The organism is Enterococcus sp. DIV1537a (assembly GCF_051712085.1).
Classification (GTDB): Bacteria; Bacillota; Bacilli; order Lactobacillales; family Enterococcaceae; genus Enterococcus; species Enterococcus faecalis.
Map to the genome: position 1 here is coordinate 135,780 of NZ_JBIOOE010000001.1, position 27,000 is coordinate 162,779.

At 39.6% G+C, this 27,000-nt stretch carries 29 protein-coding genes and 1 pseudogene; 26 read left to right on the forward strand and 4 right to left on the reverse strand.

Annotation, left to right across the window (positions count from 1 at the left end):
* The first annotated feature begins 197 nt into the window (after positions 1-197).
* The 12 genes and pseudogenes from IGJ41_RS00600 (at position 198) to deoD (ending at position 9,965) form a co-directional block, all read left to right on the forward strand.
* Complete coding sequence (locus IGJ41_RS00600) at positions 198-1,766, forward strand: ABC transporter ATP-binding protein (RefSeq protein ID WP_002381361.1); 1,569 nt, start codon at positions 198-200, stop codon at positions 1,764-1,766.
* Complete coding sequence (locus tag IGJ41_RS00605) at positions 1,759-2,892, forward strand: ABC transporter permease (protein ID WP_002356171.1); 1,134 nt, start codon at positions 1,759-1,761, stop codon at positions 2,890-2,892. Before IGJ41_RS00600 ends, IGJ41_RS00605 begins: the two co-directional genes overlap by 8 nt.
* Positions 2,892-3,845 (forward strand): ABC transporter permease, encoded by a 954-nt coding sequence (locus IGJ41_RS00610; protein ID WP_002356172.1) that lies wholly within the window; start codon positions 2,892-2,894, stop codon positions 3,843-3,845. Before IGJ41_RS00605 ends, IGJ41_RS00610 begins: the two co-directional genes overlap by 1 nt.
* A 206-nt stretch (positions 3,846-4,051) precedes the next feature.
* Positions 4,052-4,450 carry a hypothetical protein gene (locus IGJ41_RS00615; protein WP_104855887.1) on the forward strand — a complete coding sequence of 133 codons (399 nt, stop codon included), beginning with the start codon at positions 4,052-4,054 and terminating at the stop codon, positions 4,448-4,450.
* Positions 4,447-4,629, forward strand: a pseudogene (locus tag IGJ41_RS00620) (lipase); the annotation flags it as partial. The gene IGJ41_RS00615 and the pseudogene IGJ41_RS00620, both read left to right, overlap by 4 nt.
* Before the next feature lie 72 nt (positions 4,630-4,701).
* Positions 4,702-5,100 (forward strand): hypothetical protein, encoded by a 399-nt coding sequence (locus IGJ41_RS00625; protein WP_252671922.1) that lies wholly within the window; start codon positions 4,702-4,704, stop codon positions 5,098-5,100.
* Positions 5,100-6,338 carry a lipase gene (locus IGJ41_RS00630; RefSeq protein ID WP_173963735.1) on the forward strand — a complete coding sequence of 413 codons (1,239 nt, stop codon included), beginning with the start codon at positions 5,100-5,102 and terminating at the stop codon, positions 6,336-6,338. The genes IGJ41_RS00625 and IGJ41_RS00630 overlap by 1 nt, the downstream gene beginning before the upstream one ends.
* Positions 6,339-6,346: 8 nt before the next feature.
* Positions 6,347-6,661 (forward strand): hypothetical protein, encoded by a 315-nt coding sequence (locus IGJ41_RS00635; RefSeq protein ID WP_104855890.1) that lies wholly within the window; start codon positions 6,347-6,349, stop codon positions 6,659-6,661.
* A gap of 13 nt (positions 6,662-6,674) precedes the next feature.
* Positions 6,675-6,932 carry a hypothetical protein gene (locus IGJ41_RS00640; protein WP_224798854.1) on the forward strand — a complete coding sequence of 86 codons (258 nt, stop codon included), beginning with the start codon at positions 6,675-6,677 and terminating at the stop codon, positions 6,930-6,932.
* 305 nt (positions 6,933-7,237) lie between these two features.
* Positions 7,238-8,404 (forward strand): phosphopentomutase, encoded by a 1,167-nt coding sequence (gene deoB / locus IGJ41_RS00645; RefSeq protein ID WP_010819698.1) that lies wholly within the window; start codon positions 7,238-7,240, stop codon positions 8,402-8,404.
* A gap of 16 nt (positions 8,405-8,420) precedes the next feature.
* Positions 8,421-9,239: a purine-nucleoside phosphorylase gene (locus IGJ41_RS00650; RefSeq protein ID WP_002356180.1), complete on the forward strand. Its 819-nt coding sequence runs from the start codon at positions 8,421-8,423 to the stop codon at positions 9,237-9,239.
* Between the two features lie 18 nt (positions 9,240-9,257).
* On the forward strand, positions 9,258-9,965 hold the full coding sequence (deoD, locus tag IGJ41_RS00655; protein WP_002359338.1) for a purine-nucleoside phosphorylase: 708 nt from the start codon (positions 9,258-9,260) through the stop codon (positions 9,963-9,965).
* 38 nt (positions 9,966-10,003) lie between these two features.
* Here the strand turns inward: deoD and IGJ41_RS00660 are convergent, their stop codons facing one another.
* Positions 10,004-10,942, reverse strand: coding sequence for an iron-hydroxamate ABC transporter substrate-binding protein (locus IGJ41_RS00660; RefSeq protein ID WP_002361532.1), 939 nt, complete (start codon positions 10,940-10,942; stop codon positions 10,004-10,006).
* A gap of 229 nt (positions 10,943-11,171) precedes the next feature.
* On the opposite strand from IGJ41_RS00660, the gene IGJ41_RS00665 reads away from it, so the two are divergent.
* The 4 genes from IGJ41_RS00665 to IGJ41_RS00680 all read left to right on the forward strand — a co-directional run bounded on the left by IGJ41_RS00665 (position 11,172) and on the right by IGJ41_RS00680 (position 15,302).
* Positions 11,172-11,978, forward strand: a complete 807-nt coding sequence (locus IGJ41_RS00665) for an ABC transporter ATP-binding protein (protein WP_002356183.1) — start codon at positions 11,172-11,174, stop codon at positions 11,976-11,978.
* Positions 11,975-12,985, forward strand: a complete 1,011-nt coding sequence (locus IGJ41_RS00670; protein WP_002367634.1) for a FecCD family ABC transporter permease — start codon at positions 11,975-11,977, stop codon at positions 12,983-12,985. The genes IGJ41_RS00665 and IGJ41_RS00670 overlap by 4 nt, the downstream gene beginning before the upstream one ends.
* Positions 12,982-13,986: a FecCD family ABC transporter permease gene (locus tag IGJ41_RS00675; RefSeq protein ID WP_010816253.1), complete on the forward strand. Its 1,005-nt coding sequence runs from the start codon at positions 12,982-12,984 to the stop codon at positions 13,984-13,986. The genes IGJ41_RS00670 and IGJ41_RS00675 overlap by 4 nt, the downstream gene beginning before the upstream one ends.
* A gap of 113 nt (positions 13,987-14,099) precedes the next feature.
* Positions 14,100-15,302 (forward strand): iron-containing alcohol dehydrogenase, encoded by a 1,203-nt coding sequence (locus IGJ41_RS00680; protein WP_173963734.1) that lies wholly within the window; start codon positions 14,100-14,102, stop codon positions 15,300-15,302.
* 56 nt (positions 15,303-15,358) lie between these two features.
* Here the strand turns inward: IGJ41_RS00680 and gpmA are convergent, their stop codons facing one another.
* The 3 genes from gpmA to rpiA form a co-directional block, all read right to left on the reverse strand.
* The gene (gpmA, locus tag IGJ41_RS00685; RefSeq protein WP_002359343.1) at positions 15,359-16,045 is read right to left on the reverse strand and encodes a 2,3-diphosphoglycerate-dependent phosphoglycerate mutase; all 687 of its coding nucleotides are present in this window, start codon (positions 16,043-16,045) and stop codon (positions 15,359-15,361) included.
* 174 nt (positions 16,046-16,219) lie between these two features.
* Positions 16,220-16,795: a recombinase family protein gene (locus IGJ41_RS00690; protein ID WP_002356188.1), complete on the reverse strand. Its 576-nt coding sequence runs from the start codon at positions 16,793-16,795 to the stop codon at positions 16,220-16,222.
* A gap of 41 nt (positions 16,796-16,836) precedes the next feature.
* Positions 16,837-17,517, reverse strand: coding sequence for a ribose-5-phosphate isomerase RpiA (rpiA, locus tag IGJ41_RS00695; RefSeq protein WP_002376386.1), 681 nt, complete (start codon positions 17,515-17,517; stop codon positions 16,837-16,839).
* A gap of 344 nt (positions 17,518-17,861) precedes the next feature.
* Between rpiA and rpsL the strand changes: the two genes are divergently transcribed.
* From rpsL to IGJ41_RS00745, 10 genes are all read left to right on the forward strand, one after another.
* A complete protein-coding gene (gene rpsL, locus IGJ41_RS00700; RefSeq protein ID WP_002356190.1) occupies positions 17,862-18,275 on the forward strand; it encodes a 30S ribosomal protein S12 in 414 nt (137 codons plus the stop codon).
* 55 nt (positions 18,276-18,330) lie between these two features.
* A complete protein-coding gene (gene rpsG, locus IGJ41_RS00705; RefSeq protein ID WP_002356191.1) occupies positions 18,331-18,801 on the forward strand; it encodes a 30S ribosomal protein S7 in 471 nt (156 codons plus the stop codon).
* A gap of 83 nt (positions 18,802-18,884) precedes the next feature.
* Positions 18,885-20,966, forward strand: a complete 2,082-nt coding sequence (fusA, locus tag IGJ41_RS00710) for an elongation factor G (protein ID WP_002356192.1) — start codon at positions 18,885-18,887, stop codon at positions 20,964-20,966.
* A 150-nt stretch (positions 20,967-21,116) separates the two neighbouring features.
* The gene (gene tuf, locus IGJ41_RS00715) at positions 21,117-22,304 is read left to right on the forward strand and encodes an elongation factor Tu (protein ID WP_002356194.1); all 1,188 of its coding nucleotides are present in this window, start codon (positions 21,117-21,119) and stop codon (positions 22,302-22,304) included.
* Between the two features lie 180 nt (positions 22,305-22,484).
* Positions 22,485-23,309 (forward strand): bifunctional hydroxymethylpyrimidine kinase/phosphomethylpyrimidine kinase, encoded by an 825-nt coding sequence (thiD, locus tag IGJ41_RS00720; RefSeq protein ID WP_010713619.1) that lies wholly within the window; start codon positions 22,485-22,487, stop codon positions 23,307-23,309.
* A gap of 271 nt (positions 23,310-23,580) precedes the next feature.
* Complete coding sequence (locus tag IGJ41_RS00725) at positions 23,581-24,747, forward strand: SAM-dependent methyltransferase (RefSeq protein ID WP_002391607.1); 1,167 nt, start codon at positions 23,581-23,583, stop codon at positions 24,745-24,747.
* Between the two features lie 348 nt (positions 24,748-25,095).
* Positions 25,096-25,404, forward strand: a complete 309-nt coding sequence (gene rpsJ, locus IGJ41_RS00730; RefSeq protein ID WP_002389727.1) for a 30S ribosomal protein S10 — start codon at positions 25,096-25,098, stop codon at positions 25,402-25,404.
* Between the two features lie 21 nt (positions 25,405-25,425).
* Positions 25,426-26,055 (forward strand): 50S ribosomal protein L3, encoded by a 630-nt coding sequence (rplC, locus tag IGJ41_RS00735; protein WP_002356199.1) that lies wholly within the window; start codon positions 25,426-25,428, stop codon positions 26,053-26,055.
* 25 nt (positions 26,056-26,080) lie between these two features.
* Positions 26,081-26,704, forward strand: a complete 624-nt coding sequence (gene rplD, locus IGJ41_RS00740) for a 50S ribosomal protein L4 (RefSeq protein ID WP_002356200.1) — start codon at positions 26,081-26,083, stop codon at positions 26,702-26,704.
* Complete coding sequence (locus IGJ41_RS00745; RefSeq protein ID WP_002356203.1) at positions 26,704-26,994, forward strand: 50S ribosomal protein L23; 291 nt, start codon at positions 26,704-26,706, stop codon at positions 26,992-26,994. Before rplD ends, IGJ41_RS00745 begins: the two co-directional genes overlap by 1 nt.
* Positions 26,995-27,000: the final 6 nt, after the last annotated feature.

Sequence of the window (27,000 nt, forward strand, 5' to 3'; positions counted from 1 at the left end):
CTAAATGAAAAAAAGAAGGGCTCATTATTGTTCCTTCTAAAAATAAAGTGGTCCTTGGCAGCGACGGCTGCCAAGGAAACCCTTTATGATGTTTGGATTTTTAACTAAATAGTTGAGGTTCTTCAACTACTTAGTTAAGGGTCAAAATTACCCTCTAAAGTATTGCCAATATAATTTTGTTAGGAAGTGAATAGACCTTGTCTCAAGAAGAAAACGTAATTGAGATGCGTAAAATCACCAAAGAATTTGGGACGTTCAAAGCCAACGACCAAATTGATTTACAAGTAAAACCTGGTGAAATCCACGCACTGCTAGGTGAAAATGGTGCAGGCAAGTCGACCTTGATGAATATCTTATCAGGGCTATTGGAACCGACCTCAGGTGAGATTTATATGAATGGCGAAAAAGTCAACATTACCAGTCCTACTGCAGCCAATCGTTTAGGAATCGGAATGGTCCATCAGCATTTTATGTTAGTTGAAGCCTTTACTGTGACTGAAAATATTATCTTAGGTAGTGAACCTACCCATGGCGGTATTTTAGACCGGAAAAAAGCGAAAAAAGAGATTGAAGAAGTGTCTAAGCAATACGGGTTGGATGTAAATCCCAATGCCTATATTCGCGATATTTCTGTGGGTATGCAACAACGGGTTGAAATTTTAAAGACCTTATATCGTGGTGCGAACGTTTTAATTTTTGACGAACCAACCGCAGTATTAACGCCACAAGAAATTGATGAATTAATGATTATTTTGAAAGAACTAACCGATGAAGGCAAATCGATCATTTTAATTACACATAAGTTAGATGAAATTAAAAAAGTGGCGGACCGTTGTACGGTCATTCGCCGGGGGCAAAGTATTGGCACCGTCAATGTGAAAGACGTTTCTTCGCAACAGTTAGCCGATATGATGGTGGGCCGTTCTGTTTCTTTCAAAACAGAGAAAAAACCAGCGCAACCGAAAGAAACAATTTTATCAATTAAAGATTTAGTAGTGAAAGAAAGCCGCGGCTTAGATGCAGTGAAAAATCTTAGCTTAGATGTCCGAGCAGGGGAAGTTGTTGGAATTGCGGGGATTGATGGCAATGGACAAACAGAATTAATCCAAGCCTTAGCAGGATTAACCAAAGTCGAAAACGGGTCCATTCATTTGAATGAAAAAGAGATTACTAATCGCAAACCTCGGGAAATTACGGAAATGGGTGTCGCCCACGTTCCTGAAGACCGACATAAATATGGCTTGGTATTAGAGATGACATTGGCTGAAAATATTGGCCTACAAACGTATTACCAAAAACCATACAGTTCAACAGGTATTTTAAACTATCGAATGATTAACAAACATGCCCGTGAATTAATTGAAGAATATGATGTACGGACTCCTAATGAATTAGTACCAGCTCGGGCGCTTTCAGGTGGGAATCAGCAAAAAGCAATTATTGCCCGAGAAGTTGACCGCGATCCAGATTTGTTGATTGTTTCTCAACCAACACGCGGTTTAGATGTCGGAGCTATTGAATACATTCATCGTCGACTAATTGAACAAAGAGATAAAAATAAAGCTGTTTTATTAGTAAGTTTTGAATTAGACGAAATTTTGAACGTTTCTGATCGTATCGCTGTTATTCATGCGGGGGAAATTGTCGGAATTGTTGATCCGAAAGAAACGACAGAAAATGAATTGGGCTTGTTAATGGCTGGCTACTCATTGGAAGAAGCCCGTGCTGAATTATCAAAAGTAGAGGCAGGTGAAACTGTTGAATAATCGTTCTGAAAAAATAAGAAATATTTTAGTCCCTGTGTTATCTGTTATTATGGGTTTCCTCTTAGGGGCAATTATTATGGTTATCTTTGGCTATGACCCAGTGGCTGGGTATCAAGCGATGTTTGAAACAGCTTTCCAAGGAAAGAAAAGTATTGGTGAGATTTTTGTCACCGCAGCACCGTTGATTTTTACCGCTTTAGGATTCTCGGTGGCAAATTCGGCTGGATTCTTTAATATCGGGCTTTCTGGACAAGCCTTATGTGGTTGGGTGGCTAGTATTTGGGTCGCTTTATCCATGCCTGATGCACCCCGGATGATTGCGTTGCCGGTGGCGATTATTGTTGGGGCAGTTGCAGGAGCTTTAGCAGCAGCCATCCCAGGTTTCTTGCGTGCCTATTTTGGGACGAGTGAAGTTATTGTTACGATTATGTTGAATTATATTTTATTATACACAGGAAATCATATTGCTAATAATGTCATGAAACCAAGTATTATGGCGAATAAAGGGATTACCAAAATGATTGGTGCGAATGCATCATTACGCTCACCGTTTTTAACAAGTATCAGTGATGGCTCTCGTTTGAACATCGGCATTTTCTTGGCCTTCATTTTCCTTATTCTTGTGTGGTTCTTGATGAAAAAAACAACGCTTGGTTTTGAAATTCGGTCGGTGGGGTTAAACCCATTTGCTTCTGAATATGCTGGAATGAGCAGCAAGCGAACAATTATTTTATCTATGATGATTTCAGGAACGCTGGCTGGTTTAGGTGGTGCGGTCCAAGGATTGGGGACTTTCCAAAACTTCTTTATTCAAAACACATCGTTGAGCATTGGGTTCGATGGTATGGCCGTGTCTCTATTAGGAGCAGGTAGCTCAATCGGGATTTTACTTTCCGCATTACTGTTTGGAATGTTAAAACTTGGTGGACAAGGAATGCCGTTGATAGCTGGTGTACCAACAGAATTAGTTGATGTTGTTATTGCAGCGATTATTTTCTTTGTGGGAATTAGTTATTTAATTCGTTTCTTGTTAGCAAAAGCGTCTGGTAGTAAAAAAGAAGTAGCGATTGTAGAAACAATTGAAGCGGCGCCAGACAAAAACAATCAAGAGGGGGGAGACATCTAATGGATTTAGCAACAATTTCCTCAATCATCACGCAAACATTAGTGTATGCAACTCCGCTCATCTTGACAGCATTAGGCGGAACGTTCTCAGAACGAAGTGGTGTGGTTAACGTTGGTTTGGAAGGTATTATGGTAATGGGCGCTTTCAGTTCGGTCGTTTTTAACTTGACGTTTGCTGATACATTTGGCGCGGCGACACCATGGATTGCTTGTTTAGTAGGAGGCGTTGTCGGGATTGTCTTTTCTCTCTTACATGCCGTTGCAACTATTAACTTACGAGCAGATCATATTATCAGTGGTACTGTCATTAACTTGATGGCACCGGCGCTAGGGGTTTTCCTAGTAAAAGTTATTTATCAAAAAGGACAAACAGATATGATTACACAATCATTTGGCTATTTTTCTTTCCCAGGATTGTCAAAAATTCCAGTAATTGGTGAACTATTCTTTGCAAAAACCTCTTTGCCAGCTTTCGTAGCAATTTTGATTGCGATTTTAGCTTGGTTTGTCATTTATAAAACACGTTTTGGCTTACGGTTACGTTCTGTGGGGGAACATCCACAAGCGGCAGATACATTGGGAATTAATGTCTACTTAATGCGTTATTCTGGCGTCTTGCTATCCGGCTTCTTAGGCGGTATGGGCGGAGCTGTCTTTGCTCAAAGTATTGCGGGTCGTTTTGGGATTACCACAATTGCAGGACAAGGGTTTATTTCAATGGCCGCAATGATCTTTGGTAAATGGAATCCACTTGGGGCAATGGGCGCAGCCTTATTCTTTGGCTTTGCACAAAACTTAAGTATTGCTGGGGAAAACCTACCAATTATTTCAGAAATTCCAAAAGTTTATCTACAAGCAGCACCATACGTATTGACCATTTTAGTCCTAGTTGTGTTCTTCGGAAAATCATCGGGACCAAAAGCGAACGGGAAAAATTACGTCAAAACGAAATAGATTTAAAACTGTCCGTTGTAAAATAACGGGCAGTTTTTTTGATTGTTCTTCAAACAACTTTAGCGAGAGAGCTTTTCCTAGTACTTATTTTCTCAATTTTTTCTAGTGAAGTACAAGAAATTGAAAATTCATTTCTTTTTGCTATGTTAAACTAAAAAAGTAAAACGCTATCAAAGTCTCGATTCTAAATAAAGAAAGGAGGAGTCATGAATAAAAAAGGAATTAGAATGGGTATTTTATTGATTTTAGGAATCATCCTAATTGGCATTGGAGGAAAAGTATTTATGGACAAACGGGCAGAACAAAAAGAACAAGATTTACTAGCAGTGGAAAAACAATCTGTTAAAGTGCTGAAAAATACCTTTGCGGATATAGCAGAAGTCAAATTTGAGCGTTCGGCTAAAAATGAAATGACAGGGTCGTACAGGATTGTTGTGACGGTGAGAAGTAATACTGGTAGCACTGCTTATTTTGATTATGGGTTTGTAAAGGATAGTAAAGAACTTGATGATTATGGAGTGGTCGACAGAGAAGTTCAGAAAAAAGGAATAACCAAAAATGTTGTTAAAGTGATATTTTCTAATGGGCAGGAGATGTTAATTTGAATATAACAGACAAAGGTTATAATAAAATAAGTGGTGCTGTTTATTGGTTGGATCCAAAAGATAAGAAATATTCTCCTACACTAAAAGAGAATGTTGTTCATAACCTTGGTGGTACTGAATTCCAAATTCTCAAAATCCAAGAGAATTCTCAGACGGATGGGATGCAAGCGATGGCTGTTGTGTCAAACATAAATATCAGATGAAGATACATAGGTTAAGCAATTAACTATGAATAAATAAAAGGAGGAGCTATGAATAAAAAAGGAATTAGAGTAGGTATTTTATTGATTTTAGGAATCATCCTAATTGGCATTGGAGGGAAAGTATTTATGGACAAACGGGCAGAACAACAAGAACAAGATTTACTAGCAGTAGAGAAACAATCAGTGAAAGTACTGAAAAATACCTTTGCGGATATTAAGGAAGTCAAATTCCATGAAGCAGGAAAAAACGAAATGACAGGGTCGTATGGAATGTATGTGACAATGTTTAATAAGAATAACGACTCTGTAAAATTTGATTATGGATTTTGGAAAGAGAGGAATGAATTGGGAGATTATGGAGTAGAAGATGAAGCGGTACAAAAAGAAGGAGTCACAACTACTTCAGTAAAAGTAACATACACTAATGGGCAGGAGGAGTTGATTTAATGATAACTGACCAAGACTATAATCAATTAAGTGATAGAGTTTATTGGCTAGACCCTAAGCATAAAAGATATACACCGAGTATTAAAGAAGGAAGAATACGTAAATTTGGAAATTTAAAATTCCAAATCCTCAAAATCCAAGAGAATTCTCAGACGGATGGGATGCAAGCGATGGCTGTGGCTCCTTTAGATAAGCAAGGGGTTCCTGATTTGTCGCAAATTGTGATTAGTTATGCTGGCACCAATCCTGGTGATTGGAAAGATGTGGAAACGGACTTGCGCACGATTGGTGGTTTTTGGGACAAAACGGCATCTCCTGGTTTTTCCAATGCACGGAGTCTGCAACGTTTGGCTGGGCAACTGAGTTCGGCGGTGGCTTTTGCTGAGGCAGTCAAACAAGAATACAGCGAGGCCACTTTTTCTACTACCGGACATTCTTTAGGGGAATATTTAGCGTTGTATATTGCCGCGGAAAATCAATGGAAAAATGTCGGTTTTAATGGGCCGGACCCGTATGAGGTGTTAACACCAGCTGCTAAAAAGTGGGTTGCTGCAAATCCTGGCTGGTTAACCAATTACCGCAATCAGGCGGATTTTGTAGGCAATTTAATGGGCAATGGCACTGGTGCAGAAATCAAAGTTGCTTTGCAAATGAGGCTGCAGAATCCTTTAAAATCTCATGATTTAGCCAATTGGCGCTTTGATGCAGATGGTTATTTGGTAATTCCTGAGAATGAACACAATTTAGAAGCGAGCCTTCAAAGACAAGAGCGAAAAGCCATGACAGCTTTTTCCAGTGAGTTAGCCAACTTACAAGTTTTAAAGAAAAAGTTACTGAAAAATGGTGGCGGTTTATCAAGTAGTCAACAAATTTATTTAGAGGATGCTCAAGCCCGAGCGGTGGTTAAACTGGCGGCTCGTAATGCAAAAGAGGCGATGGAGCGAGTGATTCGCGTTCATCAGGAAGCTATTCGAAATTTAGAGAGAAATTGGGAAACAGGCCTTCATTCAGCTAGAAACGCTGTTCAGACGCTAACTGAAGCGGAGATTATGGAAGCTTTAGCTAGTGTGGGTGTCACCAAGCAAAGTCAAGTGTTTCAACCGAAAGAAACCCATGAACTACGTATCCAACAAGCCAAAGAAAAAAGCGCAGCCTTTGATGCTTTAGAACGAGAAATCACTGCCAAACTCGCTGAAATAGTTACCCGCGATAGCGAACTGGCAAGTCAATTTAGATAGGAGTAAAGATGACATTGGATGAATTACAAACAAAGTATCGCAAAGAACGACAAGGTTTAGAGGAACAGGGTGATGAGTTACGACGGACTCAGTTGCGAGGAGAACAAATGGTAATGGAAACTGAACAGCGTTTAAGAAGTGCCTTAAACAGTTTGGCGTTAGACGGAGAACCTTTACATCGAGCCAAAAGAGACCATTCAATGATGGTTGAACAGTTTCAAGAAACTATCCAGTTAGAACGACGAAAAATAAACCATAAAATAGAGAATTTAGAACAAACTTATCGAAGTGAGTATCAAAAACGAAGCAATGAAAAGAGGTAATTTAGTGGAAGAAATGATTCAACGGTTGTTAAAGGAGTTAGCTAGAAGTGCAGATAAAGCCAATGTTCGTTCTGTAGGAGTAGCAATGCAACAACGGGTTGCTCAGGAGAAGAATCAGGCAAATCAAAGGCATCGCAAGCTAGTCGTCGAAGCAGCAACAAGTTTTGGGACAAGGCAGCAACAACTAGGAACGGCTCTTAAAGGACAGTTTGGTAACAAAGTAAAAGAAGCCTTTCAAAGACAAACAATTAGTTTGAAGCAGTTCTTGTAGGAATATTACAATGACAAAAGGATTTTATGCGTTCATTTTTAAGAAGAAAATTGAAGGAATCTCAGCAATGCTCTAGGGAACAGCCTGGGGCTTTTTTAGTGTAATTATTTCTTTATATTTTAGAAAAAGTTGCTTTTTCTAAAATATAAGCCAGTCTTAAACACGCAATAATAGCGGATTCATGGTATAATTGAAGAGCTGAGAATAAATAGATTATTCTGTTTGATTCTCGAGACTATTTAAAAGGCTAGCGTAAAATAATTGTCATTCTTGACGTATTTACGACCTTAGAGGAGGAAGCAAGTGTGTTTAAACGTGTTCATTTAATCGTACTAGATTCAGTCGGTATTGGTGAAGCACCAGATGCTGAAAAATTTGGGGATGTCGGCAGTGATACACTGGGTCATATTGCCAAAGAAGCGGGACTAACCATTCCTCATTTAGAAAAACTTGGATTGGGAACTATTGCTCCTTTAACAGGTGTCAAAGCAGTGGCAGACCACGATGGCTATGTCACCAAATTAGAAGAAATTTCTGTTGGAAAAGATACTATGACCGGTCACTGGGAAATTATGGGCTTGAACATCAAAAAACCTTTTCGGGTATTCCCAAACGGCTTTCCTGAAGAATTGCTGAAACAAATTGAAGATTTTTCTGGGCGAAAAGTTGTTTGTAACAAACCATATAGCGGGACAGCAGTCATTGATGATTATGGCGAACATCAAATGAAAACAGGGGATCTAATCGTTTATACTTCAGCAGATCCTGTTTTACAAATTGCGGCGCATGAAGACATTATTCCATTAGAAGAATTGTATAAAATTTGTCAATATGTTCGTGACATTACGAAAGACGAACCTTATATGATTGGTCGGATTATCGCTCGCCCGTATGTTGGTGAACCAGGTAATTTCACTCGAACCAGTAACCGTCATGACTATGCTCTAGATCCTTTTGGCCATACTGTTTTAGATTCGTTAAAAGAAAACGGCAATGATGTGATCGCTGTTGGGAAAATTAACGACATCTTTAATGGACAAGGAATTACTGAAGCTATCCGCACGAAGAGCAATATGGATGGGGTGGATCAATTATTAACGGTCATGAACAAAGATTTCACAGGCTTAAGTTTTACTAACTTAGTGGATTTCGATGCGCTGTATGGCCACCGTCGTGATGTGAAGGGCTATGCAAAAGCCATCGAAGATTTTGATGGTCGTTTGCCAGAGATTATGGCAGCTATGGCCGAAGATGATTTGCTTTTAATTACAGCAGATCACGGGAATGACCCAACTTTCCCAGGAACAGACCACACACGTGAATATGTGCCTTTATTGGCTTATAGTAAAAAAATGACAAAACAAGGCAGCTTGCCACAAGGATTTTATTCAGATATTTCAGCAACGATTGCTGAAAACTTTGAAGTTCCTGCAACGGAAAACGGTCAAAGCTTTTTAAATCAATTACAATAATTCGAGGAGGCAACACATGACAACGTTAACGAATCATTTAAACGAAACAACTGAGTTTTTGAAAGAAAAAGGGGTGCAACAAGCAGACTTCGGTCTAATCTTAGGTTCAGGGTTAGGTGAATTAGCTAATGAAATAACCGATGCGATTGCTATTCCTTTCTCTGAAATTCCCCATTTTTCTGTTTCAACAGTCGTTGGACATGCTGGACAATTAGTTTACGGAACGCTTTCTGGAAAAAAAGTTTTGGCGATGCAAGGACGTTTTCATTATTATGAAGGACATTCGATGCAAACGGTCACTTATCCCGTTCGTGTGATGGCTGCTTTAGGCATTCATTCAATGATTGTAACCAACGCAGCTGGTGGCGTAAATGAAACATATACACCGGGAAATTTGATGTTAATCAATGACCACATTAATTTTACAGGCGATAATCCGTTAATTGGTGAAAATGATGAAGAAATCGGGCCGCGTTTTCCAGATATGAGTCATGCTTACACGCAAGAATATCGGGAAGTGGCAAAAAAAGTGGCTGCGGAACAAAATATTGATTTAAAAGAAGGCGTGTATATGGGCTTTTCTGGCCCGACATATGAAACGCCTGCAGAAATTCGGATGTCACGGACGATGGGTGCGGATGCAGTTGGCATGTCAACTGTTTCGGAGGTCATTGTAGCTGTGCATAGTGGCATGAAAGTACTAGGCATCTCTTGTATTACGAATTTAGCAGCTGGTATGCAAAGTAGCTTAAATCATGCAGAAGTAGTTGAAACAACTGAACGCGTTAAAGGACAATTCAAAGAGTTAGTGAAAGCAACACTAGCAGCTTTATAAAAAAAGGAGTAAACCAGAATGAGTGTGCATATCGAAGCAAAACCAGGTGAAATTGCCGATAAAATTTTACTACCAGGGGATCCCCTCCGAGCAAAATATATTGCGGAAACTTTTTTAGAGAATCCTGTCTGCTATAATCAAGTTCGTGGGATGTTAGGTTACACAGGAACGTATAAGGGACAGCGTGTTTCGGTTCAAGGAACAGGGATGGGGATGCCTTCAGCAGGTATTTATGCCCATGAGTTAATCAACTCTTACGATGTGAAGAAGTTAATTCGTGTTGGTACGTGTGGTTCTATTTCAGAAAAAGTCAACGTTCGTGAATTAGTTATCGCACAAGCAGCAGCGACGCCTTCTTCCGCGATTCGCAATGATTTTCCTAAATATGATTTTCCACAAATTGCGAGCTTTGATCTTTTACTCAAATCTTACGAAATTGCTAAAGCAAAAGGCTTTACTACCCATGTTGGTAACGTATTGTCAGATGATGTTTTTTACAAAGATAGCTTAGATGATGTCTTTCGTTTAGGTCGATACGGGGTATTAGCGATTGAAATGGAAGCGGCAATGTTATATTATTTAGCAGCAAAATTTGATGTAGAAGCATTGGCGATTATGACGGTGAGTGATAGCTTGGTGACAGGCGAAGAAACAACGGCAGAAGAACGCCAAACGACGTTTAATGAAATGATTGAAGTTGGTTTAGAAACGGCAATTGCTAATTAAAAAAATGCTTGGATGATTGTTTTCATCCAAGCATTTTTTTAATTTAAGAGCGCTTTTTTTACATCTTCAACAATTTGGGTATTCGCAATAGGTCCGTTGTATAACCAACTACTTTTTTTATCATAGGTATGAACTTGGTTATTTTTCACAGCAGGTAAGTTCTTCCAAATTGCTTCTTGGAAAAGAGGTGCTGATTCATCGCTATTTACAAGGAAAATATGGTCTGCGTCAAGCTCAGCTAATTTTTCTAAAGAAACTTGATTCCAATCCGCAGTAGCATTTTTAGAAATTTCTTCCACTAATTTTGGAACTTGGAGGCCTAAGTCCTGATAGAGCACGGTTCCGCTTGAGCGATTATCGCTAACCATAAAGACTTGGTTGTTGGTTACCCATAAGACTGCCGCAGATTTGCCAGCATCTTTTTTGCCAAGGTCTTCTTGGACGCCTTTGGTTAAGGTATCATAATCTTCTAACACTTTTTTCGCTTGTTCTTTTTTATCTAAAACAGTGGCAATATCTTCCAATTGATCACGCCAAGTGACATTTTCGCCGTTTTTGACTACATAAGTTGGCGCAATTTTACTGTATTCTTTGTATTTACCGCCTTCAACTAGAGCAGATGAACTGATTAATAATAAGTCAGGTTCAAATTTTAGAACCGCTTCATATGGTAAGTCATAGGAAATAGTGGGGACATCTTTCAATTCTTTCGCTAAATAATCTTGAATGCTGCCTTGTCCAACTGTCCATTGTGCCACTGGTTTTTCTCCTAATGCAACTAGATAATCTTCTAAATAACTCGCAATAATCCGTTTGGGTTTCGCGGGGACGGTTACTTTATTGCCTAAGGTATCTGTTACTTCATGTGTTTTGTCAGCGTTGTTGGCTTCTTTATTCGTATTACCACAAGCTGCGAGTAAGAATGAACCAAGAAGAAGGGTGGTACCAATTAGGACCGTCTTTTTTAAAAGTTTCATTGTGTAACTCCTTTATTTTTAGTTGATAACGATTCTCATTATCAGTTAAAAACGACTGTTTGTCAATCATCGCTTGCTTTTTTGAGCAAATAAGTTGCATTTTTTAGATAATTCGTTTTTTGATTGGAAGAAACATTGCTTTTTAAGGAAGGGTCTTTTATAATCAAGGAACAATGAGTGAGAACGATTCTCAATAAATGTAAAATAACGACAGAAAAATTAAAGAGGAATGGTTATGAATTATTTAGAGGCAGAGGACTTAACTACAGGATATGGTCGTCAAGTGATTAGTGAGGCGCTGAACTGTTCATTTGAAGCGGGAACTATTACAAGTATTATTGGACCAAATGGTTGTGGCAAATCGACCTTGTTAAAAACACTTGCGCGTATTTTGCCAGCTGAGAAAGGCAAGGTGTTCATTAAGAACCAAGAACTTCAACATTTTTCTTCAAAAGAAGTGGCGCAAGAACTAGCGATCTTATCACAAACGCCAGAAAATACAATCGATTTATCTGTTTTTGACCTCGTCTCTTTCGGGCGATATCCTTATCAATCGGGCTGGAAAAGCGTCACCACAGAAGATCAAGAGTACATACAATGGGCATTAGAATTAACAGGCTTAACTGAGTTAGCTAGAGAGTCTGTGGCAATTTTATCAGGTGGACAACGTCAACGGGTTTGGATTGCTATGGCGCTAGTGCAGGATACAGATATTTTAATTTTAGATGAACCGACCACCTATTTGGATCCAGCGCATCAGCTAGAAATTTTAAATGTGTTAAAACGAATTAATCAAGAACATCAGAAAACTATCGTGATGACAATTCATGATATTAATTTAGCTTCTCGTTTTTCTGATCGCGTGATTGCGATGAAAGAGGGAAAGATTATCAATGAGGGAACACCGCAAGAGGTGATTACTGTTACTGGCTTAGCAGATGTTTTCGCTATTCAAGCAGAAATTAGTTATCATAGTCAGACACAGCGGCCACTAGTGCTTTCTTATGAGTTGATGGAAATGGAGCTGGATGGATGAAAGGCATAAGCGGATTTTATAGACACCAATGGCAAGTGTTACTTGTCTGTCTTTTTTTGCTACTGGGGACAATGCTTCTGTCGCTGATGTTTGGTGCGACGTCGGTTTCGATTCAAACGATTATTGAATCATTTACGCACTTCGATGCGACTAATCAAGCGCATCAAGTTATCCAAACGGTTCGGTTGCCGCGGATTTTAGGGGCCGCTTTTGTGGGAGCAAGTTTAGCGGTGAGTGGGGCGTTAGCGCAAGGGATTACACAAAACCCATTGGCAGATTCTGGCTTGCTGGGTATCAATGCTGGGGCTGGCTTGGGCTTAGCGCTTGTTTTTGCTTTCCTCCCTCAGGCAAGTTATTGGTGGCTTTTAGTTGTTTCTTTTCTTGGTGCCGGCGTGAGTGTGGCACTGATTTATTATCTTTCTAATCATTCAATTCGAGGAGCAAGCCCCATGCGTCTGACCTTGGTGGGAGCTGGTATTAGTGCCCTTTTTTTATCATTTAGTCAATTCTTAGCCATTCAGTTCAATTTGAGTCAAGAGTTAACGTTTTGGTTTCTTGGCGGTGTCAGCGTTATTTCTTGGGCGCAATTAAAAATAGTCGTCCCGATCTTTCTGGGTGCATTTGCATTAGCAATTCTGATTAGTCCGTCGGTGACTATTTTACGGTTTGGCGATGATGCAACAATTGGTTTGGGGCGAAATCCGCAGCGTATTCGGTTGTTCGCCAGTATAACGATTTTGCTTTTATCAGGATTGTCTGTGGCGCTGGTTGGCTCGGTCAGTTTTGTTGGTTTGGTGGTGCCTCATGTGATGCGAACAGTTTCTGGAGAAAATTACCGGCGCTTGATTCCGTTTTCGGCGTTAGGCGGTGCGCTCCTTGTTTTGGTGGCAGATTTAATCGCTCGAATGGTGAATCCGCCTTTTGAAACACCATTTGGGATTATCACGGCCTTAATTGGCATCCCGTTCTTTCTTTATTTATTTCGTAAAGGAGGGCAATTAGGATGACACAGAAAAAAGTGTCCCGTTGGGTGGCTGTCTTAATAGTTGGGATTATCCTAACTGCTTGTATCAGTTTAACGCAAGGGGAATTATCTGTTTCCGTCATGGATTTAAAAGCCCTTCTTTTGGGACAGGGAAGTCAGGCCAAACAACTGTTAGTTTGGGATTTTCGGTTACCACGGATTGTGCTAGCGGTCCTTGCGGGCGCAGCTTTAGGCTTAAGCGGCGCTATTCTTCAAGGGATTACTCGGAATCCGTTAGCAGATACTGGGATTTTAGGCATTAATGCGGGTGCGGGTTTGGCAGTGATTTTGTTTATTAGTTTTGTTGAGACGACAAGTATCACGACGTTTGCACTTCCGCTCGTGGCCTTAGTTGGCGGCTTGCTAGCGGCTGTTGGGATTTTGGTAATCGCGTATCATCATCGTTTAGGATTGACGCCAGTTCGAATGGTCTTAGCGGGTGTCATTTTGAGTACGGGTATTTCAGCACTCACCTTATTAATTACATCAAAAATTGATACTGAAAAGTACCGTTTTGTTACAATGTGGCAAGCAGGCAGTATCTGGGGCAGTAATTGGTTCTTTGTGGGCGCTTTGTTGCCTTGGCTAGTCATCGGGTTCTTTTTTGCGATGAAGCGTCATCGTCTGTTGGATATTTTACAATTGGGGGACGAAACAGCTATTTCTGTAGGTATTGCTGTGAAAAAAGAACGAATCGTTTCGTTGCTGTTAGCGGTGATGTTGGCGGCTTCAGCGATTTCCGTTACAGGGGGAATTAATTTTTTAGGTTTACTTGCGCCACATATTGCTCGCAAATGTGGTTTTACGCAACAAAAACAGGTATTGCCATTGGCGGCGTTGTTTGGGAGTTTACTTTTATTGGTTAGTGATACGATTGGTCGGCTATTGCCTGGCAATGGAGAAATGCCTGCAGGGATTATTGTTGCGATCATCGGTGCGCCTTATTTTCTTTATTTGTTAATCAAAACAAGCGATTCGTTATAAAAAAGAATCAAAAGCTGGGTCAATTGGTCGTTGTGAAAGCAACTGTCATTTGCTCGGCTTTTTTATTGGCGGATTTTTGAAAAAATAGTATGATAAATGCGTAAGAGCATTGAATGGAGGGTGAAAGAATGGAAAACTTTAATTTTTATGTACCAACAGACATCCGTTTTGGGAAAGATCGTTTAGACGAATTACCTGCTGTGTTAGATCAATTTGGCAAAAATGTCTTACTTGTTTATGGTGGCGGTAGTATCAAACGTAATGGCTTGTACCAACAAATTACTGATTTGGCCCCAAAAAACGGGCATACACTGATTGAGTTGAGCGGTGTCGAACCAAACCCGCGCATTGAAACCGTTAGAAAAGGAATTGAGTTGTGTAAAGAAAACCAAGTCGATGTTATTTTAGCAGTTGGCGGTGGTTCAACCATTGACTGTTCCAAAGCAATAGCTGCGGGCTTTTATTCGGAAGAAGATATCTGGACAGTCATTGCAGCCAGAAAAGGGTATACTGGTCCTGCTTTACCAATCGTGACCATCTTGACTTTAGCAGCAACAGGTAGTGAAATGAACGCAGGTGCTGTCATTTCTAACTTAGAAACCAATCAAAAATTAGGCTTTGGTGGTCCGAATATGATTCCAAAAGTTTCGTTCTTGGATCCAACGAATACTTTTACGGTTCCTCAAAATCAAACAGCAGCTGGCTCAGCGGATATTTTCAGTCATTTGATTGAAAACTATTTTAGTATTTCGACAGGCACAGACGTCCAAGATTTTGTGTCAGAAGGCTTAATGCGAACGGTTATCAAAAATTGTCCTATTGCTTTAGAAAATCCAGAAGATTATGATGCACGTGCTAATTTAATGTGGGCAAGCAGTTTAGCCTTAAATGGTTTAACAGGGCGCGGCAAACAAGGTGTTTGGTCTTGTCACCCAATGGAACATGAATTAAGTGCGTTTTATGACATTACGCATGGGATTGGCTTAGCAATTTTAACGCCTCGTTGGATGAATTACGTTTTGTCTGAACAAACCGTAGGCAAGTTTGCACAGTTTGCTCGAAATGTTTGGGGAATAGTCGAACAAGAAGAGGAAGTAGCAGCGAAAAAAGGTATTCAAGCATTGTATGATTACTTTGTGGCTTGTGGCATTCCGATGACATTACCAGAAGTTGGCATCGAAGCAGATAAATTTGAAGAAATGGCACAACAAGCTGTGGCCCATAGTTCAATTGCCGAAAAGGCTTATGTACCATTGGATGCAGCGGATATAGTAGCGATTTATAACGATTGTTTAACCGAAAGTCAATTTATTTAATCCATAAAAAAGCGGTTTGCCTTGGCAAACCGCTTTTGTTAATAAGAAACAAGTTCTTATAAGTAGTATTTTTCTTTCACAGTTAAATCATCATTTAATTCATAAACTAATGGTTTACCTGTTGGGATTTCAAGATCCATAATATCTTCATCAGAAATGCCTTCGATGTGTTTAGCTAAAGCACGTAATGAATTACCATGAGCCGCTACTAAGACAGTTTTGTTGTCTTTTAAAGCTGGCGCAATTTCATCTTGCCAGAATGGTAATGCACGTTCCAAAGTAACTTTCAAGTTTTCGCCACCAGGAATATCGCGTTGGTCTAACATTGCATAACGACGGTCGTTTGCTGCAGAACCTTCATCTGTTGCTTCCATTAATGGAGGAAGAGTATCGTAAGAACGACGCCAGATGTGGACTTGTTCGTCTCCGTATTTTTCAGCAGTTTCTTTTTTGTTTAGTCCTTGTAATTTACCATAATGACGTTCGTTTAAGCGCCAAGATTTGATTTGAGGTACCCATAATTGATCTGAGTATTCTAGTAAATAGTTACAAGTTTTGATGGCACGAGTTAAAACAGAAGTATAAGCAACGTCGAATTCGATGCCTGCTTCTTTAATTTTACGGCCGCCTTCTTTTGCTTCTTCAACACCTTCAGGTGCTAAATCTACGTCAGCCCATCCAGTAAATTGGTTTAAGGCATTCCATTCGCTAAGTCCATGACGAGAAAAAACTAATTTTGGCATGTATAAGCTCTCCTTTGAGTTTAGTTTTCTGAAAATAAGATTTCCACGTTTATTGTACACCGTTTTGCGCAAGATTTCCAATGGAAAATAGTAAAAAAACGTGAAAGTTGCTGAAAAATTAGAGTGAAATCGAATCAAAAAAGAAGCCCCATCTGAAGGACTTCTTTTTTATTTTTAGGAATACAGCCGCTCGACATCTGTCTCAGGTAAATTGATGTACTTATAACAAGTGCCCACCGAAACGCCGCATTTATTAGAAATAAACTGGATGGTTTCTTTGTTTTCGTAATATAATGCACGGATTTTGCGGACGGTGCGTCCATCGATTTTTGGACGTCCACCTACTTTTCCGTTTTCACGAGCTTTGTGGAGCCCGACGAGTGTTCGTTCTTTAATTAGTGCACATTCCATCGCAGATAAGCTCTCCATTAATTGGAAATAGGCTTCACCTGTTGGAAGGTGAGTATCAATTCCTTCTGAAATGCTGACAAAATCAACTTGTTTTTCCTTTAACATTTTCATAAAGTCTGTTAATTGGCGGGTTGTTTTACCTAAATGGTGCAATTTACAAACAATAAGTGTATCCCCAGCAGAAAGAAGTTTTTCGACTTCGTCTAAGACACTGATCTCCGCTTGAGGATCAAATGTCTCTTGGAAAATATCATCACAACCAAACGATTGGAGAGTGGTTAGTTGATTTTTTAAATCGTCTTCAATAATAGTTGTGCGTGCATAACCAATTCGTTTCATATATTATCCTTCCTATATAAATAATCTTTTTTCACACATTCTTAACGTGCGGGAACATGTAAGGTTTTCGGTCCATCTTCATAACCGACGATTACCATAGAAACCATATTTAAAAATAAGCCGTGTTCAACGACGCCAACCAAGTTGTCTAAATAAGAACCTAAAGCTTCTGGATCTGTAATTTTTTCTAAATGCAAATCGATGATATGGTGGCCTCCATCTGTTATTAATGTTTCGCCAGCAGCGTTTAGACGAAGTGCTGGGTGATAGCCTTTTTCTTCAAATAAATGCACTAGTTGGCAGCTGCCATAAGGAACAACCTCAACTGGAAGTGGGAAAGCCCCTAAATCGTCCACCATTTTTGATTTATCCACAATCCAAATACATTTCTTTGAATAAGTGGCCACAATTTTTTCAAAAAGTAAGGCAGCGCCACCGCCTTTGATTCCTTGAAAATCAGCGCTGATTTCATCGGCGCCATCAATCGTAAGATCCACATACGGAACCTCATCAATACTTTTTAAAGGAATGCCCAAGGCTAAGGCTTGTTTCTCTGTTTCTTTTGAAGTAGTAACCCCTACGATTGACAATCCTTCTTCTTTTACGCGACGACCAATTTCGTCTACCATAAATTTTGCTGTTGAGCCAGTACCCAAACCGACAATCATGCCGTCTTCTACATATTTTGCAGCTTCGATTCCTACCATTTGTTTCAGATTCATCGCTGTTTTCCGCCCCCTTCAATAGTCAAAGATATTGTACCGTTATTTAACTAAAAAAGATAGAAAGTTTTTGAAAAAGTCATAAAAATTTTTAAAGGAAAAGTGCGTTTAAATAGAAGGAAAAGCTTTTTTTCGAAAGGCGAAAGAAGAGGGTTGACAGCTGATACTTATCGTGGTATCCTAACAAAGGTGCTTTATCTACAGGTTCCTTATAGGGACGTGCTGACTGTCTATCAAAGCATATTTGATAAAGAGTGCAGAGATTGCATTATTTTTTATCGCGAAAAAAGAACCACCTGGATGTGTGGAACTAGAAGCGAAGTAAGGAAGGAGGAGAACAAGGAATGCCTACAATTAACCAATTAGTACGTAAACCTCGTAAATCTAAAGTAGAAAAATCTGATTCACCAGCCTTAAACAAAGGATATAACAGTTTTAAGAAAACTCAAACAAACGTTAACTCTCCGCAAAAACGTGGAGTTTGTACACGTGTGGGTACGATGACACCTAAAAAACCGAACTCAGCTTTACGTAAATATGCCCGTGTTCGTTTGTCAAACTTAATCGAAGTTACAGCTTATATCCCAGGTATCGGTCACAACTTACAAGAACACAGCGTGGTATTATTACGTGGTGGACGTGTAAAAGACTTACCAGGGGTACGTTACCATATCGTTCGTGGTGCGCTTGATACTGCCGGTGTTAACGACCGTAAACAAAGCCGCTCTAAATACGGTACAAAACGTCCTAAAGCTTAATTATAATAAGACAATAACAACTTGAAAAATCATATTTCGGAAGGAGGAGTTACGGATGCCTCGTAAAGGTCCTGTTGCAAAACGTGATGTTTTACCAGATCCAATTTATAACTCAAAATTAGTAACTCGCTTAATCAACCGTGTAATGGTTGACGGTAAACGCGGGATTGCTGCTAACATTATCTATAATTCATTTGATATCATCAAAGAATCTACAGGTAACGATCCATTGGAAGTTTTTGAACAAGCAATGAAAAACGTTATGCCTGTTCTTGAAGTTAAAGCACGTCGTGTTGGGGGTTCTAACTACCAAGTACCAGTTGAAGTTCGTCCAGAACGTCGTACAACTTTAGGTTTACGTTGGGTAGTTAACTACGCACGTCTACGTGGTGAACACACAATGGAAGAACGTCTAGCGAAAGAAATCATGGATGCTGCTAACAACACTGGCGCTTCTGTTAAAAAACGCGAAGACACACACAAAATGGCAGACGCAAACCGCGCATTTGCTCATTATCGTTGGTAAGATCCTCTCTGTCTGTCGCGTAAAGTGGCAGCAGAAAGTCAATTTACAATCGATTTAAATAAAGAGAGGAGTAAACATACAAAATGGCAAGAGAATTTTCACTTGAAAAAACTCGTAACATTGGTATCATGGCCCACGTTGATGCTGGTAAAACAACAACAACTGAGCGTATCTTGTACTACACTGGTAAAATCCATAAAATCGGTGAAACCCATGAAGGTGCTTCACAAATGGACTGGATGGAACAAGAACAAGAACGTGGTATCACGATTACATCCGCTGCGACAACTGCACAGTGGAAAGGCTACCGTGTAAATATCATCGATACTCCAGGACACGTGGACTTCACAATTGAAGTACAACGTTCTCTGCGCGTATTAGATGGTGCGGTAACAGTTCTTGACTCTCAATCAGGTGTAGAACCTCAAACAGAAACTGTTTGGCGTCAAGCGACTGAATATAAAGTTCCTCGTATTGTATTCTGTAACAAAATGGATAAAATCGGTGCGGACTTCTTCTATTCAGTAGAATCATTACATGATCGTTTACAAGCAAACGCTCATCCAATTCAAATTCCAATCGGAGCTGAAGAAGACTTCACTGGAATCATTGACTTGATTAAAATGAAAGCTGAAATCTACACAAATGATTTGGGAACAGATATTCAAGAAACTGATATTCCTGAAGATTATTTAGAAAAAGCGCAAGAATGGCGCGAAAAATTAGTTGAAGCTGTTGCTGAAACTGACGAAGACTTAATGATGAAATATCTTGAAGGTGAAGAAATCACTGAAGAAGAATTAGTCGCTGGTATCCGTCAAGCAACAATCAACGTTGAGTTCTTCCCTGTATTAGCTGGTTCAGCATTCAAGAATAAAGGGGTTCAATTAATGTTGGACGCTGTTCTTGATTACTTACCATCTCCATTAGATATCGATGCTATCAAAGGGATCGATACTAAAACAGACGAAGAAACAACTCGTCCAGCTGATGACGAAGCACCTTTCGCTTCATTAGCATTTAAAGTTATGACTGACCCATTCGTAGGTCGTTTAACTTTCTTCCGTGTTTATTCTGGTGTCCTTGAAAGTGGTTCATACGTATTGAACGCTTCAAAAGGCAAAAAAGAACGTATCGGTCGTATCCTACAAATGCACGCCAACACTCGTCAAGAAATTGATAAAGTGTACTCTGGTGATATTGCTGCTGCTGTTGGTCTGAAAGACACAACAACTGGTGATACATTATGTGCATTAGATGCACCAGTTATTCTTGAATCTATTGAATTCCCTGATCCAGTTATCCAAGTCGCTGTTGAACCTAAATCAAAAGCTGACCAAGATAAAATGGGCGTGGCTCTACAAAAACTTGCTGAAGAAGATCCATCATTCCGCGTTGAAACAAACGTTGAAACTGGTGAAACAGTTATCTCTGGTATGGGTGAATTGCACTTAGACGTTTTAGTAGACCGTATGAAACGTGAATTCAAAGTTGAAGCTAACGTAGGTGCTCCTCAAGTATCTTACCGCGAAACATTCCGTGCTGCGACTAAAGCAGAAGGTAAATTCGTTCGTCAGTCTGGTGGTAAAGGACAATACGGTCACGTATGGGTTGAATTTACACCAAATGAAGAAGGTAAAGGCTTCGAGTTTGAAAACGCAATTGTCGGTGGTGTGGTTCCTCGTGAATACATCCCAGCAGTTGAAAAAGGGTTAGAAGACTCTATGAACAACGGTGTTCTTGCTGGTTATCCATTAGTTGATATCAAAGCAAAACTTTACGATGGTTCATACCACGATGTCGATTCAAATGAAACGGCCTTCCGTGTAGCTGCTTCTATGGCATTGAAAGCTGCGGCTAAAAATGCAAACCCAGTTATTTTAGAACCAATGATGAAAGTTACAATTACTGTTCCTGAAGATTACTTAGGTGATATCATGGGACACGTAACAAGTCGTCGTGGACGTGTTGAAGGTATGGAAGCACACGGTAACTCTCAAATCGTTAATGCGATGGTACCTTTAGCTGAAATGTTTGGTTATGCTACAACATTACGTTCAGCAACACAAGGACGCGGTACATTTATGATGGTATTTGACCACTATGAAGACGTACCTAAGTCTGTTCAAGAAGAAATCATCAAGAAAAACGGCGGCAACGCATAATTTTCCTTGAGAATAAAAGGTTTGTTTTTAGAACTATCCTTTTTTCAAGATTTCGTGTAAAATAGCTTATGATGATCAGACGATTTTTAGTAACGTCTATCACATATAAAACAAACAATAAAATTTATATTTTTAGGAGGAACATTCAAAATGGCAAAAGAAAAATTTGACCGTTCTAAATCCCATGTTAACATTGGTACTATCGGACACGTTGACCATGGTAAAACTACATTAACAGCTGCAATTGCTACTGTATTATCAAAACACGGTGGCGGGGAAGCACAAAGCTACGATTCTATCGATAACGCTCCAGAAGAAAAAGAACGTGGAATCACAATCAACACTTCTCATATCGAATATGAAACTGAAACTCGTCACTATGCACACGTTGACTGCCCAGGACACGCGGACTACGTTAAAAACATGATCACTGGTGCTGCTCAAATGGACGGAGCTATCTTAGTAGTTTCTGCTGCTGATGGTCCTATGCCTCAAACACGTGAACATATCTTATTATCACGTAACGTTGGTGTACCATACATCGTTGTATTCTTAAACAAAATGGATATGGTTGATGACGAAGAATTATTAGAATTAGTAGAAATGGAAGTTCGTGACTTATTATCAGAATACGATTTCCCAGGCGATGATGTTCCAGTTATCGCAGGTTCTGCTTTGAAAGCTTTAGAAGGCGACGAGTCTTATGAAGAAAAAATCTTAGAATTAATGGCTGCAGTTGACGAATATATCCCAACTCCAGAACGTGATACTGACAAACCATTCATGATGCCAGTCGAAGACGTATTCTCAATCACTGGACGTGGTACTGTTGCTACAGGCCGTGTTGAACGTGGTGAAGTTCGCGTTGGTGACGAAGTTGAAATCGTTGGTATTAAAGACGAAACATCTAAAACAACTGTTACAGGTGTTGAAATGTTCCGTAAATTATTAGACTACGCTGAAGCAGGCGACAACATCGGTGCTTTATTACGTGGTGTAGCACGTGAAGATATCGAACGTGGACAAGTATTAGCTAAACCAGCTACAATCACTCCACACACAAAATTCAAAGCTGAAGTATACGTATTATCAAAAGAAGAAGGCGGACGTCACACTCCATTCTTCACTAACTACCGTCCTCAATTCTACTTCCGTACAACAGACGTTACTGGTGTTGTAGAATTGCCAGAAGGTACTGAAATGGTAATGCCTGGTGATAACGTTGCTATGGACGTTGAATTAATTCACCCAATCGCTATCGAAGACGGAACTCGTTTCTCTATTCGTGAAGGCGGACGTACTGTAGGTTCAGGCGTTGTTACTGAAATCGTTAAATAATTAACTTTTTAACTATAGTTTTAACCAGCGTGAAAAACTGGGGTATTCGGACGTAAGACCAGAGAATTTATTCTCTGGTCTTTTTTTTGTTTAGAAATTGGCTGGCTAAAAAATAAGCCAATTGGCTGTTTTAGCAGACTTGTTTCTTCAGTATACTTGGAGAAAAGGGTAGGTGATTTAATGGAAAAAGTATTGACGATTGCAGGCTCCGATTCAACTGGAGGGGCAGGGATTCAAGCAGATTTAAAAACATTTGAAGAGTATGGAGTTTTTGGATTTTCAAGTTTAACCTCGATTGTGACGATGGATCCTACGACAGGTTGGTCACATGAAGTAACTGAATTGCCAGAAACGCTCTTAGAAAAACAATTGATTTCGGTTTTTGCAGGCGGTCCAGTAGCGGCTTTGAAAACAGGGATGATGGGCAATGAACAAAATATTAAAATGGCTAGCAAATACATTAAACAAGAGAAAATTCAAAAAGTCGTGATTGACCCAGTCATTGCTTGTAAGGGAACGGCACAAATTCTGCAACCCAAAAGTGTGGAAGGCCTAAAAAACGATTTACTGCCATTAGCATTAGTTGCCACGCCTAATTTAATTGAAGCGGGCATCTTATCTGGTTTAGGCGAAATTTCTTCCGTGGCGGAGATGGAAGAAGCGGCAAAACGAATTGTACAAATGGGAGCCAAGCATGTCGTGGTTAAAGGGGGACATCGCTTAGCTGGTGAAAAAGCACTGGACTTGTTTTACGATGGTCACACCGCGCATCTTTTGGAAAATGAATTATATCCTACTGATTATAATCATGGTGCAGGTTGTACTTTTTCAGCGGCAATCACAGCTGGCTTGGCGAAAGGTTATTCGGTGTTAGAAGCAGTAACTTTAGCGAAAAAATTTGTGGCAGCGGCGATTAAACACGGTATTCAAGTTAATCCTTATGTGGGGCACGTATGGCATGGCGCATACACTCATGCGGAACAACGGATGTGTAAGAAAGCATAATATTTAAAACTAGAGGAGTCTGTCAAGGGCTGGCTCTAGTTTTTTTGTGATAAAGAATAACAATAGTAGGTATTACGTTAAAAGAATGTTCAAATTTTTAAAAGAGGAGTAGAATAGAACTGTAATTGCAAAAAAAGAAGCGGAACATAGAAGGGGTGTTAACTTTTCTGTGCTTCAGTTTAGAACGGACTGTGGTGTTTGTTTTGACGAACTACCGGAAAGCGACTTCTTTTTGTTTTGGCTTCAAATGGTATTTAATGGAGGGAATGCAATGTTAGAAAAAGAAACGTACAGTCAACTGTTTAAATGGTCTTTTTCAAAAAAGACACAAGTCACATACTGGGATGGTACCGTCAAAGAGTATGGGCAAGGGTCGGGGGATCCGGTTTTTAAAATTGTATTCAATGAAAAAATTCCTGTGAAGGATTTACTGAATAACGCTTCGTTAACTTTAGGGGAAGCCTACATGGATCGCAAAATTGAAATCGAAGGCGATATCCAAGCGCTGATTTATGATGTGTATAACCAAAAGGATAGCTTTTTACACAATGCTAAATTTATTAAATGGCTTCCTAAAGAAAGTCATTCAAAAAAACGTTCGCAAGAGGATATTCACAGCCATTACGATCTAGGAAATGATTTTTACAAAAAATGGCTTGACCAAACAATGACGTATTCATGTGCTTATTTTAAAACGCCTGAAGATACATTAGAACAAGCGCAAGTGAATAAAGTGCATCATATTTTAGATAAATTGTTTATCAAAGAGGGCGACACTTTACTGGATATTGGCTGCGGCTGGGGCACGTTAATTTTAACTGCGGTGAAAGAATACGGAGCCAAAGCAACTGGGATTACATTAAGTGAAGAGCAATTTCATCATATTCGCCATATTATAGAAAAAGAAGGCCTACAAGATCGAATGACTGTCAAATTGATGGATTATCGTGATTTAAAAGGAGAGTCTTTTGACCATATTACGAGTGTCGGGATGTTTGAACATGTCGGTGCAGAAAATCTACATGAATATTTTGACGTCGTTCAACGAAATTTAGCGCCTAAAGGTACGGCGTTGATTCATGGGATCAGTCGCCAACAAGGTGGGGCTAAAAATGCTTGGATTAATCGTTATATTTTCCCTGGTGGCTATATTCCTGGTGTCACTGAGCTAGTCGGTCATATGACAGAAAATGACTTGCAAGTGATTGACTTGGAAAGTTTGCGCAGAGATTATCAATTGACGTTGGAACATTGGACAAAAAACTTCCATAATATAGAAGCAGAAATTGTTGACGAAAAAGGCGAGCGCTTCTATCGAATGTGGGACTTATATTTGCAAGCATGTGCAGCCTCATTCCAAGCAAGCAATATTGATGTTATTCAATATTTATTGGTTCATCCAGATAACAATGATATTCCAATGCGCCGGATTGGTTAATAGAATAAAAAAGAAAGAATTTGAGATTCTGGTAAAAAAGGAATCTCAAATTCTTTTTTTATAAAAATAGAATGAAAAGAATTGAAAAACAAAACAAATGCTTTTCAAAACAAGAAAAAATTCTTTCAAAAAAACGCAGAAAATCCTTGCTAACACTATCCTTTCATAGTATAATCAAAAAGGTGCTGTTTACAGGAGTGTAAAAAGCATTGGTAGATCAACGATTTGATTTGCCGGCTGTGAAGCGAGAGGTTGCGACACGCTCGGACGCTTTGCCATGAACGAGCATGCCGGATAAATTTTCGTGGAGCTATGTCTACTTTTAAAATAGGCGAAGGAGGGAACAAGATGGCAAAACAAAAAATTCGTATCCGTTTAAAAGCGTATGAACACCGTATTTTAGATCAATCAGCGGATAAAATTGTGGAAACAGCAAAAAGAACTGGAGCTGACGTATCAGGTCCGATTCCATTACCAACAGAACGCTCACTTTACACAGTTATTCGTGCGACTCATAAATACAAAGATTCTCGCGAACAATTCGAAATGCGTACTCACAAACGTCTAATTGACATTGTGAACCCAACACCAAAAACAGTTGACGCTCTAATGAAGCTTGACTTACCGTCTGGTGTTAATATTGAAATCAAACTATAAAATTAAGATGGAGGTGTACTCATGACCAAAGGAATCTTAGGGAAAAAAGTGGGAATGACACAAATCTTTACTGAGTCTGGTGAATTAATTCCAGTAACAGTAGTTGAAGCTACGCCAAACGTAGTTTTACAAGTAAAAACTGTTGAAACTGACGGATACGAAGCTATCCAAGTTGGTTACCAAGACAAACGTGAAGTTTTATCAAACAAACCTGCGAAAGGTCATGTTGCAAAAGCAAACACGGCTCCTAAGCGCTTCATTAAAGAATTCAAGAATGTTGAGCTAGGAGAATATGAAGTAGGTAAAGAAATCAAAGTAGATGTTTTCCAAGCAGGAGACGTTGTTGATGTTACAGGTACTACGAAAGGTAAAGGATTCCAAGGGGCAATCAAACGTCACGGCCAAAGCCGCGGACCTATGTCTCATGGTTCTCGTTATCACCGTCGTCCTGGGTCAATGGGTCCAGTAGCGCCTAACCGTGTATTTAAAAATAAACGACTAGCCGGCCGTATGGGTGGCGACCGCGTAACAATTCAAAACCTTGAAGTTGTTAAAGTGGACGTAGAAAGAAATGTTATCTTAATCAAAGGAAACATTCCTGGAGCGAAAAAATCTTTAATCACAATCAAATCAGCTGTGAAAGCTAAATAAGTGTAGGGAAAGGAGGAACTAAGGAATGCCGAATGTAGCATTATTCAAACAAGATGGAACTCAAAACGGTGAAATCACTTTAAATGAAGAAATCTTCGGAATCGAACCTAATGAAAGTGTTGTCTATGATGCAATCATCATGCAACGTGCTTCATTAAGACAAGGAACACACGCAGTTAAAAACCGTAGCGCTGTTCGTGGCGGTGGCCGCAAACCATGGCGTCAAAAAGGAACTGGTCGTGCTCGTCAAGGTTCAATCCGTTCACCACAATGGCGTGGAGGTGGCGTAGTCTTTGGACCAACACCGCGTTCATACAGCTACAAACTTCCTAAAAAAGTTCGTCGCTTAGCAATGAAATCTGTATTATCAGACAAAGTTGCTGAAAATAACTTGGTAGCAGTAGAAGGTTTAAGCTTCGATGCACCAAAAACAAAAGAATTCAAACAAGTTCTTGCTAACTTGTCTATCGATACTAAAGTATTAGTTGTTTTAGAAAATGGTAACGACTTTGCAGCTTTATCAGCTCGTAACTTACCAAACGTTTCTGTAGTAACTTCTGATAACGTTAGTGTGTTAGATGTTGTGTCAGCTAACAAAGTCTTGGCAACACAAACAGCTCTTACTCAAATTGAGGAGGTGCTTGCATAATGGAATTACTAGACGTAATCAAACGCCCAGTGATCACTGAAAAATCCATGTTAGCTATGGACGAAAAGAAATATACTTTCGAAGTGGACACTCGCGCAAACAAAACTTTAGTAAAACAAGCTGTTGAATCAGCATTCGATGTTAAAGTAGCAAACGTAAACATCTTAAACGTGCGTCCAAAATTCAAACGCATGGGTAAATATGCAGGTTATACAAAAAAACGTCGCAAAGCGATCGTTACATTAACTGAAGATTCAAAAGAAATTCAATTATTCGAAGCTGCTGAATAAGCAGTC

What these genes read in the sequence shown, in the direction of transcription:
- rplC (WP_002356199.1), top strand. Translation starts at nt 25,426, where the DNA reads ATGACCAAAGGAATCTTAGGGAAAAAAGTGGGAATGACACAAATCTTT.
- thiD (WP_010713619.1), top strand. Translation starts at nt 22,485, where the DNA reads ATGGAAAAAGTATTGACGATTGCAGGCTCCGATTCAACTGGAGGGGCA.
- IGJ41_RS00675 (WP_010816253.1), top strand. Translation starts at nt 12,982, where the DNA reads ATGACACAGAAAAAAGTGTCCCGTTGGGTGGCTGTCTTAATAGTTGGG.
- rpiA (WP_002376386.1), bottom strand. Translation starts at nt 17,517, where the DNA reads ATGAATCTGAAACAAATGGTAGGAATCGAAGCTGCAAAATATGTAGAA.
- rpsL (WP_002356190.1), top strand. Translation starts at nt 17,862, where the DNA reads ATGCCTACAATTAACCAATTAGTACGTAAACCTCGTAAATCTAAAGTA.
- IGJ41_RS00625 (WP_252671922.1), top strand. Translation starts at nt 4,702, where the DNA reads ATGAATAAAAAAGGAATTAGAGTAGGTATTTTATTGATTTTAGGAATC.
- IGJ41_RS00630 (WP_173963735.1), top strand. Translation starts at nt 5,100, where the DNA reads ATGATAACTGACCAAGACTATAATCAATTAAGTGATAGAGTTTATTGG.
- gpmA (WP_002359343.1), bottom strand. Translation starts at nt 16,045, where the DNA reads ATGCCAAAATTAGTTTTTTCTCGTCATGGACTTAGCGAATGGAATGCC.
- tuf (WP_002356194.1), top strand. Translation starts at nt 21,117, where the DNA reads ATGGCAAAAGAAAAATTTGACCGTTCTAAATCCCATGTTAACATTGGT.
- rpsJ (WP_002389727.1), top strand. Translation starts at nt 25,096, where the DNA reads ATGGCAAAACAAAAAATTCGTATCCGTTTAAAAGCGTATGAACACCGT.
- IGJ41_RS00635 (WP_104855890.1), top strand. Translation starts at nt 6,347, where the DNA reads ATGACATTGGATGAATTACAAACAAAGTATCGCAAAGAACGACAAGGT.
- IGJ41_RS00690 (WP_002356188.1), bottom strand. Translation starts at nt 16,795, where the DNA reads ATGAAACGAATTGGTTATGCACGCACAACTATTATTGAAGACGATTTA.
- rplD (WP_002356200.1), top strand. Translation starts at nt 26,081, where the DNA reads ATGCCGAATGTAGCATTATTCAAACAAGATGGAACTCAAAACGGTGAA.
- IGJ41_RS00680 (WP_173963734.1), top strand. Translation starts at nt 14,100, where the DNA reads ATGGAGGGTGAAAGAATGGAAAACTTTAATTTTTATGTACCAACAGAC.
- rpsG (WP_002356191.1), top strand. Translation starts at nt 18,331, where the DNA reads ATGCCTCGTAAAGGTCCTGTTGCAAAACGTGATGTTTTACCAGATCCA.
- IGJ41_RS00615 (WP_104855887.1), top strand. Translation starts at nt 4,052, where the DNA reads ATGAATAAAAAAGGAATTAGAATGGGTATTTTATTGATTTTAGGAATC.
- fusA (WP_002356192.1), top strand. Translation starts at nt 18,885, where the DNA reads ATGGCAAGAGAATTTTCACTTGAAAAAACTCGTAACATTGGTATCATG.
- IGJ41_RS00610 (WP_002356172.1), top strand. Translation starts at nt 2,892, where the DNA reads ATGGATTTAGCAACAATTTCCTCAATCATCACGCAAACATTAGTGTAT.
- IGJ41_RS00650 (WP_002356180.1), top strand. Translation starts at nt 8,421, where the DNA reads ATGACAACGTTAACGAATCATTTAAACGAAACAACTGAGTTTTTGAAA.
- IGJ41_RS00670 (WP_002367634.1), top strand. Translation starts at nt 11,975, where the DNA reads ATGAAAGGCATAAGCGGATTTTATAGACACCAATGGCAAGTGTTACTT.
- IGJ41_RS00745 (WP_002356203.1), top strand. Translation starts at nt 26,704, where the DNA reads ATGGAATTACTAGACGTAATCAAACGCCCAGTGATCACTGAAAAATCC.
- IGJ41_RS00665 (WP_002356183.1), top strand. Translation starts at nt 11,172, where the DNA reads ATGGTTATGAATTATTTAGAGGCAGAGGACTTAACTACAGGATATGGT.
- IGJ41_RS00725 (WP_002391607.1), top strand. Translation starts at nt 23,581, where the DNA reads ATGTTAGAAAAAGAAACGTACAGTCAACTGTTTAAATGGTCTTTTTCA.
- IGJ41_RS00660 (WP_002361532.1), bottom strand. Translation starts at nt 10,942, where the DNA reads ATGAAACTTTTAAAAAAGACGGTCCTAATTGGTACCACCCTTCTTCTT.
- deoD (WP_002359338.1), top strand. Translation starts at nt 9,258, where the DNA reads ATGAGTGTGCATATCGAAGCAAAACCAGGTGAAATTGCCGATAAAATT.
- IGJ41_RS00640 (WP_224798854.1), top strand. Translation starts at nt 6,675, where the DNA reads ATGATTCAACGGTTGTTAAAGGAGTTAGCTAGAAGTGCAGATAAAGCC.